At 43.3% G+C, this 14,417-nt stretch carries 7 protein-coding genes; 1 reads left to right on the plus strand and 6 read right to left on the minus strand.

The genetic code is table 11. The features are described 5' to 3' along the window. Positions 1–197: 197 nt before the first annotated feature. The 5 genes from MHI51_RS14915 to MHI51_RS14935 all read right to left on the minus strand — a co-directional run bounded on the left by MHI51_RS14915 (position 198) and on the right by MHI51_RS14935 (position 9,191). Positions 198–2,786, minus strand: coding sequence for an ABC transporter permease (locus MHI51_RS14915; protein WP_076276492.1), 2,589 nt, complete (start codon positions 2,784–2,786; stop codon positions 198–200). Further along, positions 2,783–3,469: an ABC transporter ATP-binding protein gene (locus MHI51_RS14920; protein WP_405174007.1), complete on the minus strand. Its 687-nt coding sequence runs from the start codon at positions 3,467–3,469 to the stop codon at positions 2,783–2,785. Before MHI51_RS14920 ends, MHI51_RS14915 begins: the two co-directional genes overlap by 4 nt. Before the next feature lie 82 nt (positions 3,470–3,551). Further along, on the minus strand, positions 3,552–4,541 hold the full coding sequence (locus MHI51_RS14925) for a sensor histidine kinase KdpD (protein ID WP_076217557.1): 990 nt from the start codon (positions 4,539–4,541) through the stop codon (positions 3,552–3,554). Next, positions 4,528–5,214 carry a response regulator transcription factor gene (locus MHI51_RS14930; RefSeq protein ID WP_076278442.1) on the minus strand — a complete coding sequence of 229 codons (687 nt, stop codon included), beginning with the start codon at positions 5,212–5,214 and terminating at the stop codon, positions 4,528–4,530. Before MHI51_RS14930 ends, MHI51_RS14925 begins: the two co-directional genes overlap by 14 nt. A gap of 491 nt (positions 5,215–5,705) precedes the next feature. Beyond that, positions 5,706–9,191 carry a sugar-binding domain-containing protein gene (locus tag MHI51_RS14935; RefSeq protein ID WP_405174008.1) on the minus strand — a complete coding sequence of 1,162 codons (3,486 nt, stop codon included), beginning with the start codon at positions 9,189–9,191 and terminating at the stop codon, positions 5,706–5,708. Positions 9,192–9,663: 472 nt separating this feature from the next. Here MHI51_RS14935 and spoVB point away from each other — a divergent pair, with 472 nt between their 5' ends. Further along, positions 9,664–11,220: a stage V sporulation protein B gene (spoVB, locus tag MHI51_RS14940; RefSeq protein ID WP_405174009.1), complete on the plus strand. Its 1,557-nt coding sequence runs from the start codon at positions 9,664–9,666 to the stop codon at positions 11,218–11,220. 1,249 nt (positions 11,221–12,469) lie between these two features. Here the strand turns inward: spoVB and shc are convergent. Further along, positions 12,470–14,362: a squalene--hopene cyclase gene (gene shc / locus MHI51_RS14945; protein ID WP_076217561.1), complete on the minus strand. Its 1,893-nt coding sequence runs from the start codon at positions 14,360–14,362 to the stop codon at positions 12,470–12,472. Between the last annotated feature and the right edge of the window lie 55 nt (positions 14,363–14,417).

Here is a 14,417-nt window from a genome sequence, read left to right on the forward strand (position 1 = left end):
TGCGCTAATGCAAATCCTCCAATAAGGATGTTTACGATAAACATAATTGTTTAGGCACACAGCCGAACGATTACTGTTGAATTGTAAATAATCTATATTGGAGGATTTACTTTTTGGTGAAGTTTAAATTTGAATACATAGAAAGCCGTATGTCCACAATTTTGCAGTAAAACCTGATCTTAATATCGGTATTAAAATCAAGCCAAATCATCCCGAAGCGCGTCAATGATATTTTCTTTTTTTATCTTGCTAATGGCATACAACATTGTAATAAACACGATAAAGATTACGCCAAACACGCTAATTGCCATACTGCCCCACGGGAACACAAAATTAAAGTTATCTATCCTTTCTACGGCCACTAACCCTTCATAAATCAGCCACGAGATGATTCCCGCTATTGGAATTCCGAACAGCAACGTCCTCATCCCATAAAAGAAACACTCAAAACTCATCATCTTATTGAAATCGCGGTCGGACATCCCCAACGAGCGGAGCATGGCAAGTTCCCGCCTGCGCAGTCTGATATTTGTGGAAATAGTATTGAATACATTTGCAACCGCAATCAGGGAAATCATAATAACAAAAACATAGGTGAACACATCAATAACAAATATTAAACTGCGGTATTGTTCAACTATTGTATGGACATTGTAAAGGGTATAAGCAGACATCATTCCCGTGTCCTGAATGATCGCTTCCATTTCAGCCACCGATTGCGAGGGATTATTTGAAAGAAAGGCCAGGCCCATTTCCGCATGGGTATCCGGGCTTTTAAAGTTCTCTTTGAGTGAATAGGGAGCTACCACCATAAAAACGTATGGCCGCTGCTCTAAAGATTGCCTTGGAGGCGGATCCACCGGGTACGTATCGACAAACGTAATGTTTATGCTTTGCCCCTGTTCCATCATTTGCTTGTCATTTGTTTGGGGGGCGACACTAAATGTCATGGAATGATTTGCAAACATATTAAACACTTCGCTTGGCCTTTCATTATTATCAATCCGCTTTTTGGCAACGGCAATCATCTTCGCGTCCTGCCCGGTATATTCATCTGCAGACAAACCCAGTTCTTTGATAAAACTCAGATATTTGCTGTCCTCAATAAACTGGATGTCCATGGGTAGTTGAACCGTTTCGTCCGGCGTAGTATACCCCGCGTATTCCCGGTAACGGTCTGAAAAATCGCTTTCCTTAATTACGGATGTATACACATAAACGGTTTGGTACGAGCTTTCATAAACCCCGTCAGAGGTTTTAAGTTTGTTGTAAAGCGGGATCATTTCGCTGTCGTCCGTCACCTGAGTGGTAAAAAGAATGTCATAGTCCATGTCCATCATCAACTGTTCTGAAAGTCGTTTTAGAGTTGTTCCAAAAGCACTTCCCGATACAAACAGCACGACGCTTAAAGTGAGCGATAACACAATGCTGCGATAACGTTTTTTGTTTCTTTTAAAGTTTTTTAACGCAAGTGTACCCTCCAAACCGTAAATACGCTGTGCAAATTTTGATGTTTTTACCGCTTTCGATTCGGTTTTGACCTCGTTGGTCTGACGAATATTCTCCATCACGGGAGTATTTGCAGCTTTTCTGGCCGGGATATAGGCTGAAATCAAAATGGTAACTAAACTGACTGCTGTAGCTGCGACAATTGCGGGGACAGACAACGATAGGGTTAAAGGCACGGTGCTGTGGAAAGTTTTCCCGAAATTCTCGGCAACCATAGGAATTACAAGTCCGATACTGCCTATGCCGACCATAATGCCAATAGGTATGCCGACTGCACCAATGCAAAGTCCCTCAAATAGCACAGAATTTCGCAGTTGCCTTGCCGTTGCACCCACCGATGCTAGAATCCCGAACTGGCGTGTGCGTTCGTTCAGCGAGATGTTGAACGAGTTATAAATCAGAAAAATCGAGCCTATCATTATTATGGCAACCAAAATGCCGCCAACTGAGTACAGAAGCGTGTTGAACAGTTTATTGTCCGAAGCGCCCATGAAGCGCAGTACATCATCGTTAAAGACATAAGCTCCTGCTCCGACTGTACTGCTTGCGTAAGCCGTTACACCGTGCGGATTTTTCAGTGTGACAAATATACTGAAGTTGTCCGCTTGGTCTTTAGGATCTGCTTTCGTTATCAAGGTGTATCCCGGTGCGGAATGTTCCTCAAAACTGGGTCTTTCGCAGATACCTACAACCTTGTAGGTTCTCTCTGATTTTGGAACAAGGGTTTCTTTGTCCTCTCCCGATTCACCCCCGTTCTGATAAGGGTCGTGTTGGCCGAGATTCTTGTTTCCATTCAATCGGCTTCCAACAGAAAGTGAAAGTGTGTCGCCCAACTTAAATCTAACACCGCCCTTTGCAGTAACGTGAGACGGGACGAGAATCTCCTTGCTATTTTCAGGAAGCCTGCCGGAAATCAGGCTTGTGGGTAAGGTATCAAAGGCTTCCTCACTGAATCCGGCGATGAAAAGATAGGGCTTTTCAGGGCTTTTCCCGCCTTCAAGCGTTGCATAACCGATATTTTCAAATGCTGCGCTGTTTGCAACTTTACTGTCATGGGTTCTCTCTTGCACGAAAGAGGAATCAACATCCAAAAACTCAACGTGCCAACCGCCGTATTTCGCAATAGAACCGTTTACCAGATAATTTAACAGGGAAGTGCCAAAGGTAGCGACAGCCGTAATCATGGCGGCGGACAGAACAACTCCGATCACCGTGACAATCGTTCGGGAACGGCTTTTTTTCATACTTTGCAGTGTGACTTTGTTAAAAATATTCATGGCCGAACCACCTGTTCATCCCGCGTTACTTTGCCGTCTGTTATACCGATAATACGGTCTGCTTGCAGGGCAATATTTTCGTCATGGGTGACGAGGATCAGGGTCTGCCCATATTTTTTATTGCTTTCTTTGAGCAGCTTGATGATTTCATGTCCATTTCGGCTATCTAAGCTGCCCGTGGGTTCGTCGGCAAGCATGACCGCCGGGGCATTCATCAAAGCGCGTCCTATGGAAACACGCTGTTGCTGACCACCTGAAAGCTGATTGGGTAAATGCGTTTTTCGATCTTGCAACCCAAGCATTTCGAGCAGGTCATTTAGACTTTCCTCGTTGACCTTGCGCTTGTCCATAAGGATAGGCAAGGTGATGTTTTCCACTACATTCAGAGTGGGAATGAGGTTGTGAAATTGGTAAATCAGTCCAACTTGCCGTCTGCGGAAGATGGCGAGTTTTTCATTGCTTTGGCTATATACATCTTGCCCGTTCAAATATACCTTTCCGCTTGTCGGTACGTCTACGCCCCCGACGCTATGAAGCAATGTAGATTTGCCCGAGCCGGACGAACCGATGATTGCGGTGAATCCTCCCTTTTCAATTGTAAGTGAAACATGGTCAAGCGCAGTAACTTGATTATTTCCCTTACCATAGACTTTGCATAAATTTTCAATTTTTAAAAACTCCATTATGTGAGTCTCCTTTCTGATGGGTTACCCATATAATAGAACCTTCAACTTACATCTCTGTGACTTTCAGGTGAGAGATCTGTCACTTTGAGAAACGAATGGTAAAGATTGCGCCGCCTTGCGGGTGGTTTTTTGCGGTAATCGTTCCTCCTTGCCGCGTTATAATCATCTTGCAGAGAGCCAATCCAATCCCGTATCCTGTAGCGTTTGGGTTTTTCCCGCGATAAAACCTGTCAAACAAGCAGTGCAAATCTTCTTTCTGAAAACCCGCACCGCTGTCGTGGATGGCAATCTCGGTAAATAACCGGTTATCCGTACAATCAATCTCAATCCTCCCGTGCTCGCCTGCACTTTCTATACAATTTTTGAGGATGTTTTGAATTGCTTGCGAAATCCAACCTGGATCGCCTTGAATAAGTACTACTTTCGGCACGTCTATTTGCAAATCAATATAGCGCAGTTCTATTGGGATTAGGAACGGGCGAAGGGCGGAGCGTATCAAGCTATTTACATCTATCTGCTCGTTTTGGAACACCACAATGCCCGCGTCCAAGCGAGATAATTTTAGTAGAGAAGTAATCAGCCAATCCATCCGCACAAGCAATTCTTCTGTTTCTCGTATAAATGCTTTCCGTTCGTTTTCATTAGGGCTATTCTCTAACAAAGACAGAATGAGGTTGGCTGATGTGAGTGGGGTTCGGAGTTGGTGGGCTATGTCGGCCAGCGAATCGGCAAGATGTTCTTTTTCTTTTTTCAGCGCATCGTTTTGCTCCCGAATGCGCAGTAGCATTTTTGTTATCTCGCTGTGCAGAATAGAAAGCTCGCCCTCGTCCGACTCTTCAATGTACAGAAGGTCAGCATTATGAAGCACAAGGTCGATTTGATGTGAAATCCGTGCAATGCTTATGTATCGGGCTTTGGTAAACACGAAAAACGCTATGCCAAAAGCGGCGGTAGAGGTAGTGGTAAGGATTCCCGCCGCCATATTGATTGCAAATCCCAGCGTCACAGCGGAGGTGGCAATTAAGGAGAACAAAATGACAAAATGTCGAAACTCTCTATTCCGAAGCATACTCGTTCCCCAATCTATATCCCGTCCCACGAACAGTCAGAATAATTTGCGGACTTGCTGGATCGTTCTCTATCTTCTCCCGCAAACGTTTGATGTACACGGTCAGTGTATTGTCATTGACAAACTCGCCTGCAGCGTCCCACAATTCGTCAAGCAGCCTGCCTCTCGTGATAATACTTTTCGAATTGCTAATAAACATCAGCAACAAGCGGTATTCTAATGCTGAAAGAAAGACCTCGCTACCGTTTTTCTCCACAATGCCACTTGCCATATCGACATGAAGCCCGTGAATTTTAAAATCAGATATGGAACGCCCACTTTTTCGCAAGGCGGCTCCAATTCGTGCAATCAATTCACGCGGACGAAAAGGCTTAGTGATATAGTCGTCCGCGCCCATGTTCAGCCCGGTAACAACACTTGACTCATCGCCAGAAGCCGTCAGAAAGATTATGGGAATATCTTGCGTTTTTTTGATTTCCGTGCAAACCGCAAAGCCATTTCCATCAGGCAAAGAAATATCAATCAACGCCAAGTCAAATTTATTTCCGGCAAGCGCGGTAAGGGCTTCACTCCGCGTAGGGACATGAGAGACTGTAAATCCCTCTGAGCGGAGCAGAAGCACAAGGTTTTTAGCGATTGTCTTATCGTCCTCAACCAAAAATATCTGGTTCATTTATTTGCACCGTCCTTTACTTTACTGCAACTATATCGTCCGTCAGCCGGGTTTTTAGCGTCAATTGGAACAAGGCAAGTATTTCCCATTTTTTCGCTGATTCCTTTGCCGTTACATAATCCATGCATAACACCTCCTTAGATCTATTATATTTCTTTTGACAGAAACATACAGTCCGAGGTATAAACAAAAAATATAGGGTGTGTAAACTTATATTAAAGGCAGAAATATAAACGCTAAAATGTAATAGGGTTAAATAGTATGAAGCGAAATGTAACAGGAAGAAATCTCACGAAAGAAAAGAGTCTGCAAATTAAGGATGAATTTCAAAAGCAATGTCTGATAAAAGGTTTAAAACAAGAAAAAAAGCCGTAGGACTTGATAATCCTACGGCAAACAAAAGCCGAAAACATCCTTATTGAACCGTGACAAATGAGCAGGGGATTTGTTCTGTAATAAAGCTATCCATCTAGTTTAAAGTTGAAAATACCTTACTCTGCTTGGAACTGGAACCACTTAAAATCAAACTGGCTCCCCGGTAGAAATATATAGGTGACGGTTTGCGGACCGGTTATGCGCTCCAATACAAATTCTCTTTCGCAATAATCACTTGACTGTGTAAACTCCACAAGCTGTCTCTTTTCACCCTCTGGTCCGCTAAATAGAATATGCAGAGTATTTTTATCGATAGGCGAATGCCCGCATAAGGTTAGTTTAGTGCTTCCAGTATGACCGAAGTCCATATCTTTAAAGATGAGAGAGACGTTGTTACCAATATTTTTGATTTGTCCATCTGCCAGCGTAAAGGAATCCCCATAAATCTGATTGTATTCCAGAACGTTAAGTTGTTCGTACGCTTTTAAAGGCTTGTTGAACTGAAAGCCCTTGAGATGAATCTTTTTATGAAGAACAAAACAAAGGGTGGTGACACCTTTTATTCGCTCTGGTAATGAGTAGGTTTCCTCTTGATATACATTCCATCTGGATGGTTTTTGATAGGTTACCTGTGTCAGCAGAGCTGCGTTTGGAGCATCCGGTGTACCTTTCCATATATCAATCGTATATTTATCGTTATCTAGCGCGAAGATAGGAAGGGTAAGTTCAGTAGCTCCATAATCACCGAAATCGATATTGTCGAAACATATCCAGCTTTCTCCTTCTCTTGCAGTAGCCACTCCGCGTTCATTCCCATTCGTTAAGTTCCGGCTCGTATTGCTATGATAACCAGCGGAAATAAACTCATAAGGATTCAAAAAGGCAGCTCCCATATCTCGAATATGGAATTCCATAAGCGAATACAGGCGCACTTGATCTGCACCGTTTTTCGTTGCACACCGTACATAGACGTCTCCGTCTCCCAAAGCCGAAATTACTGCTTCATGTCCATTTGCCTCAAGAACGGCTATATTGGCGTCAATACCGGCAGCATTCGTAACTCGCCATTCAATTTCCTGATAGGTTGCGTTCTCTGGATGAATTTGCACACGAACCGGAAGTGAACGGGTGTCCTTCGTTAGCTGATTTCCTTGCGGGCATATGATTTCCAGCTTGCGAACGGGAATTTCATCTGATAAATAGTTTTGGGATAACTCGCTCACATCCGATAGTGATTGTGATGAGTGTTGATAAAGTACAAGCTCTTCGTCCTCGTTCTTAGAATGATCTAGCTCTCGTGCTTCCAAAGTCAGTGTAAGCTCAGCAGACTGTAAGCCATGGGAAGATGCACGTACAACGATTGTACCTGACTCCAATGAAGAGGCAATGACCGCAAGCAATTTGCCGCTGAACATCCGGCGACTTGTTCCTTTATATGAATCGTAGTCAGTGCTGTCACCATTATCCAAACCAACAAGACGCCCCGGTCCTTCTACAGAGATTTGAATACGATTATTGGCGTTCTCCACGGGACGTCCTTCTTGATCGAGGGTCGAGATCTCCACAAATACCAAGTCCGATCCGTCAGCAGTCATCTGAGTTTTATCAGGATTCATGACCACAGTGGCCGAATCTCCGAAAGAAGTTACCGTATCATAAGCGATCTGTACTCCGTGTTCATCATAAGCGACTGCTCGGAGAGTACCTTTGCTATAGGGGAGCTGCCATTCCCCAAGCAGCTTTTTACCATGTTTATGGTCAATGTTAACCGTGCCCATGGATTGATCATTAAAGAACAATTCGATTTGTGGTGCGTTGGAGCATACTCGCACATCAATAAGCTGCCCTTCAGAAAAATCCCAGTACGGAAAAATATGAATCATCGGGGCGACCTTGTAATCCGTCCATTCTGCTTGATAAATATAATAGGAATCCTTTTTGAATCCCGCGGTATCCAGTTGACCGAAATACGAGTTTTTAGTGAAGTACGGGGTCGGCTCCCCAATATAGTCAAATCCAGTCCAAATAAATTGTCCAGGTGAGTAGGTCGCATCACGATCTGCGATGATGCAAGCTTCTGTGTTTTTGGCACCCCAGCTAGTAGAACTGTTCCCTAAGGCTGAGCATTGTTCATCATCGTCAGACAATACAGACTGAGCATAAGGGAAGTGGTAGATGCCTCTGCTCTGTACAGTAGACGAAGTTTCACTACCATAAATAATCCAGTCGGGATGTTCCTCATGATGCTGGTCATAGTATTTTTCGGCATAGTTATACCCTGCGAACTTCACTAGATCTGCGCATTTCTGTGCATTCTCCCATGGCATATAGTTGGAACCGATAGTAACCACTGCATTTCCTTTAGGGTCATGAACCTGCACCAGATCACGTAATTCTATGGTTAACTCTTGGCCGCGTTCATCGGCATGGGTGTCGTATATTTCATTTCCGATACTCCACATGAGCATGGAGGGGCGATTTCTATCCCGGCGTACCCAGCTGGCAATATCTTGTTTCCACCAATCCGGATAAAATCTGGCGTAGTCAAAAGGAGTTTTACTGCGTTCCCACATATCGAATGCTTCGGAAACTATGAGCACGCCCATCTCATCCGCTAGTTCCATCAGTTCAACGGCTGGCATATTGTGGGCCGTACGAATAGCGTTTACGCCCATCTCCTGCAGGAGGATAATCTGTCTTTTTAGAGCTGCCTTATTCACCGCAGCCCCCAAACATCCCAAATCATGATGTTGGCATACGCCATGAATCTTCACCTTTCGGCCATTCAAAAAGAAACCTTGTTGGCTGTCAAACTCCATCGTACGGAATCCGAAGGTTTGGATTTCTTCTTCTATTACCTGATCATTCTCCAGCAGTTCAGTTTTTAGGGAATAGCAGTAAGGATGGTTAATATCCCACAGCATTGGATTATTGACGGATAAGAGGGCAGAGCTGGATACAGCAGACCCGACTTGTACTGGACTTTCATTTTCTGCATGAGAGATACAGATACCTGAAGCGTCCAGTATACTGTGACGAATTATGTAGTGTTTTTCGCTTTGCAATAGATCATTGCACAAGACTTCGGTATCTACCTCAACATTCCAGGAATCCTCTTTTTTGTGAGTAGAGATATAAATACCATCAGGCACAATATGTGTCCCCGGATACGTCTTCAGCCATACACTGCGATAGATGCCCGCACCGGAATACCAGCGTGAATTAGGAGACTCATGAACCACTTGAACATAGATTTCGTTGATACCTTCAATAATGTATGGCGTGATATCTATTTCAAAAGTGGAGTATCCATTTTTCCAGACGCCTGCGATATGGCCGTTCACATAGAGAGTGGAGTCCATGTATACGCCTTCAAAACGAAGCGAGACACGACTATTTGGCACTTTCTCATCTATTACTATGCTTTTACGGTACCAGCCTTCTCCGCTTTCATATAGATTATGTGTATCAAAAATTAGCCAGTCATGGGGTAAGGTTACGTCGATCCACTCCGAATCAGCTGCTATCACCGATTCTAAAGTGGACTTAAGCGGCTGTTTGCTGAATAACCAGTCATTATTTAATCTTGTTTTCTGACTCATGAATGAAGTTCTCCTTTATCTTTGGAAAATTTAGAAGTGGTTATTAACGATGTGAATGATTTCCGTAAAGCCTTTTGTACTCTTTTTTATCATATCAAAGATTTTGCAAAAAGACATTCACGAAGAAGAGTAAAAAAACTGTTATAACAACGCTATTGAAATCGCATTCAAAATGATAACATGCCATTGGTAAATTATCTATTTATTTCTTAATATATCTTTTATTGCGGAGGATGAAATTTATACAAAAAACAGTACTAATAAATGATGCAGAGAAGTATCTCTGGTCTATGAAAAATGATTTCGCTACAGAAGCTAATGAAAGTGAGGAAAATTGCCTGGTACACCGGCTAAGATGTGTTGGGCTTATCGCTGATTTAATACTTTACAAATACTTGTCTGCATGTACTTGTGTTTGTTCGAATAAGTTAGAAAGAAGGACAGGACAAACCATAGGTGGAGATGCGTATAAATGGGGATGCGTAAACAAAGTTTTATTCGTGGCACGTTCATATTAACCGTGTCGTCATTTTTCACAAAAGGGCTTGGTTTTTTGAACGGAGTCTTGCTGGCACGTTTTTTGGGAGCAGAGGGAGTAGGGCTGCTTATGATTGCTCATCCACTGCTTCCCTTATTTATTACGCTAACAGAGCTGGGGCTTCCTGTTGCGATTTCAAAGCTTGTATCGGAAGCTGAGGTTAAGCAGGATGAAGCGCGAGTAAAGCGTATTCTCACAGTATCCTTAAGCATTACGGGTACGTTGAGTATTATATTAACTTTAGTGGCTCTGTTTGGCTCCAAATGGATCGCATCGATTTTTTTGGCCGATCAGCGGGCGTATTATGCTATGGTTGCTATTACGCCGATCATTCCAATTATTGCGATGTCTGCTGTACTGAAAGGTTATTTTCGTGGAAAACAGAACATGAACCCACTTGCCTTTTCCGATATTATTGAGAATCTGGCGCAAATCATTGTCATTATCGGTGTTGTCAACGTTTTGTTGCCCTACGGTATTGCCTATGCGGCTGCTGGTGCAATGGCTGCCTCCGTTGTTGGGGAAGGTTTTGGTTTGCTCTATTTATTCGCTGTTTTCAAATGGGCAAATCGAGGTAAGATCAAAACCTCTTCACCACCTACGTCAAGAATTTCACTTAAAGGAGACAGTACGTTGAGAGATTTGCTGCGCATCGGCTTACCGATGACAGGCAGCGGTTTTATTCATTCTCTCTATCATGCCTTTCTACCACTGCTGATTACGAAAAGTCTAGTACTGTTTGGTGTGGGTGTTGAGATGGCGACCAAGCAATTCGGACTTCTGGCGGGTTATGCTCTTCCCATGTTGTTTCTCCCCAGCTTCTTCACACAATCGTTGTCGACTGCATTAATTCCGGCGATCAGCGAAGCAAGTGTGAGCAACAATAGCAAGCTTATGCATAGTCGGATGGATATGGCTATGCGATCCGCGCTTATAGTAGGTTTCCCATGTACAATCATCCTGTACTTATGGGCTGTACCCTTAACAACCATGATCTATCATTCGCCAGAAGCGGGCGAGCTGTTAAAGTTAATTGCACCCTTATTTTTTCTTTATTATTTCGGAGCGCCACTGCAAGCAATTTTGCTTGGTTTGGGGAAAGCATCAACGGTTATGTGGAATCATATTCTTACGAATGTCTTTGAAGTGATTGCGATATTTGTTCTAGGTTCTAATATTGGAATCGAAGGGGTGGCCATGGGATTCGGACTGGGGCTCTTGCTGCTGACACTGTTGAATTTTTTATCTGTGGCAGGAACGATCGGGTTTTATTTTGACTTTCGTATTGTATTCAAGGTGGGAGCGGGAGGAATTGTCATGGCGCTTAGCGGGTTGGCGGCTCACGGAATTCTTGAACGATTGCACCTGGGGCAGGTCATTGAACTGTTCGGAGCGTTGCTTGTTTCGTTAATCACCTATGCAGCAACATTGCAGGTAACCCATGCGTGGGAAAGGGCACCGAAACCACCAACGATTACACCTGTTTCTTGAAAGAGGAGGGGATATTCCGGTACCGTGCTCCAAAAAGTAAATTGACTGATTATGCAACCCTCTGTGTAACAGTATGGAGGCGGATGAAGGTAATGGATGGGGAGCAGCGAGGTGTTTAACTGTATTTTGTGCAGCTATAATCGTTCAAAATAGTTACACATTGAAAATAGCTGTATTTCTTACATCTATTCTCACGAGTTAAAGCCTATTAGGTGATGTCTCTTGATTTTAATTGTATAGAATGCAGTTAAAGTCGGAGTTATTCCCTAGCAATATGGATTAAGTGTATAAAATGCAGTTATTTCATCAGATTGCGTTAAAATCTTGCGCTACAAATATACGGAGTGGGGATATCAGAAGTTACAGTCATAATTTGCTCAGGCAAAACGCCAGTGATCCAAAATATCAGGCAGCGATCCTTGATTATCGGAGATTGCGCCTGATTGACTATGTGTTAACTACGCTCAATTGACTCCATGCAAAAATGGAATCTATCTCATAAGTAATCTAAGTGATTTCTATAGGGCTGCTCCAAATAGCAAATTGGATTGATTAGGTAACATTTTGCGCACACGTATTTGCTATCGGACACAGCTGACCTTAAGAGCAGATTTAGCTTACATTTGGAATTTTATCGGACCCCATCGCAGTTATTACCATGAAAAACACCAAAAATGGCTCTCTTTTTAAGGAATAATTGCACTGGAGTCCGTAACCTAACTCAAAAGCCTAAAAACAAGCAAATAGCGTCTTCTGAGTCCGAAAGCTCTAATCTTAATTAAGACTGGGTGATTTAGGTAGGTGCAACGGATAAAAGCATTCGACCCCCGGTTCATAACAGCAAAGCAACGATTCTCCTATAACGGATGTTAGCTGCTCTGCTGTTTTTTACTAAAAGAAAAAGCAGGTGGTCTTAATGGAAAGAAAACATGTAGTTTAGTTTGAACAAAGGAATACGTACTGGAGTAAGTTATTGGAGAGGGTAGGGTAGCTGATATACCAATCTCTATGGCATTTAATGAATGATTTGGTTGCATTACTGGGTCGTACCCGTTTACGGACCGACTGAAATGGAGATGTAGACTATTAAGTAAGAACTGATAAGGAGAGTTTGTCAAAAAGGACGGCATAGGGCGCGATTCAAGCTTTTACGAGACAGTTAAAAAGTGGAGCAGGACAACGCTAGTTATTACCGAGTATTACTGAGTATTACTGAGTATTACTGAGTATTACTGAGTATTACCGAGTATTATCCTTGACCGTATTTTTTTCTGTAATGACTCAGTGTGAGTAGTGGCCAGATATACTGATAACTATGATAATTGGAATAGAAATTACCGGGGAGACCAGCGCCAGTGGGATAAGAAGTTTTCCAATCCTCTTCATGAATAGACGTAATTAGTCTTTGAATTCCTTTTTCCACCGCAGCTGTTGGCTCTGGCTGAACGGCGATAATCGCATCAAGTGCCCAGGCGGTTTGTGAAGGTGTGCTTTCTCCTAAAGGAACATATTGTAGTAGCCGGTCGCTGTGACAAGACTCTCCCCAACCGCCGTCCGAGTTCTGAATGCTTAGAAGCCACTTCACTCCTTTTTGCAATGTATCATGATTTATAGGCAGCCCAACAGCCTGCAGGCCTGTTAATGATGCCCAAGTGCCATAAATATAACAAACACCCCATCTTCCATACCACGAACCATCCTTCTCCTGATGTTGAAGCAGCCATTTTGTACCCCTTTTAATGAACTCGTGTTGTGTATTTAAACCAGCGAAGTTTCCGAGAAACTCCAAAGTTCGTCCGGTAAGATCTGCTTCCGAAGGATCAATGGCTGCAGATTTAGCACCATCGATAGCGAGCCATGTGAGCATTTCTTTATTGGTGTTTTTTTCGAATGCCGGCCAGCCGCCGTCGTTATTTTGCATCGATAGGACCCAATTCAGTCCGCGATTCCATGATTCCAGATATGAAGGGTGAATGGTTGATAAGCTTCGGATGGCTCGCAAGGCTGCCGTTGTATCATCTACGTCCGGATTGATTGTATTAGACTCAGAGAATCCCCATCCACCGGGAACTATATCCGGATTATGGATGCTCCAATCAGCAGTTTTATGATGCTGTTTATCCAGAAGATAAGAAGCAGCGTGTTTTATTCCTTTGTGATCAACTGGAATTTGTGCCTCTTGTAAAGCATAGGAGATTAACGCTGTATCCCATATTGTAGATGGAGAGTTTTGAATTGTAGTATTATGATTTGATTGGCATTGCAGCGCGGTGAGACCTCGAATGGCCTGTGTAATTATCGGATGCTGCCGATCATAATCGAGAGCAAGCAGGGCAAAAACCATAAGAATTGTACTGCTGGCATAGCTGTAAAAGGTACCGTCGGATTCGATTCGCTGGAGCATATATTGCTCCGCTTTGTTTTTGGCAGCTTCATGTATGTAGTGTGGACTCCCGAGTAATCTGCTCAAACCCATTTGAATAACATCCTGCATCTCCTGATATCCACGGGTAGGCGATTCATCTCTATCCAATCGTGTCTCCATAAGATCTGACAGATCAGGAGCATGGGTTGTAGTGATCGAAAATCGCCGATCGGCCATAATGAGCATAGGAGTGAGGTGTACCCTAGAGTAGCCAGAGAATTCGAAATAGTTAATTGGAAAGTAAGACGGAAACAAAAGCACCTCCAGTGGAATCGAAGAAATTGCTAAAGGCCACTTGCTTTGACCCGTTGCGGCGAGAATGACTCTAGTTAAGATACTTGTGACCTTGCCTAAACCACCTTTAGACAGTATATAACGCTTAGCCCGAAGTATTGGCTCGTCTGTTATCTTACTGTATCCAGAATAGAGCAGGGCATAATAAGCTTCGACTGATGTGGATAAGTTCCCAGCTTCTTCGTCCTTATATAACTGCCAGCAACCCTCTCGCTGTTGTGCATCAAGAATGCGATCATGTAGCTGCCGAATGAGCGTTTCATTCTGCAGGTTCAACACCCTAAAGAGAATGATCATATAAGCATCGATCACAATCCCGTTCTCAAAACAAAAATGCCATGAGCCGTCATCCTTCTGCTGTTGTAGCAAGAACGTTGACAAACGTTCGATTTCTTCATCTACTTTACTTAGTATATCCGTCATTTTTTGGGTTCCTCCGAAGGCATCATTTTTAACATTATATGAAGTCGGAGAACAG

The sequence above is a fragment of the Paenibacillus sp. FSL H8-0260 genome (assembly GCF_045040625.1).
Classification (GTDB): Bacteria; Bacillota; Bacilli; order Paenibacillales; family Paenibacillaceae; genus Paenibacillus_AQ; species Paenibacillus_AQ odorifer.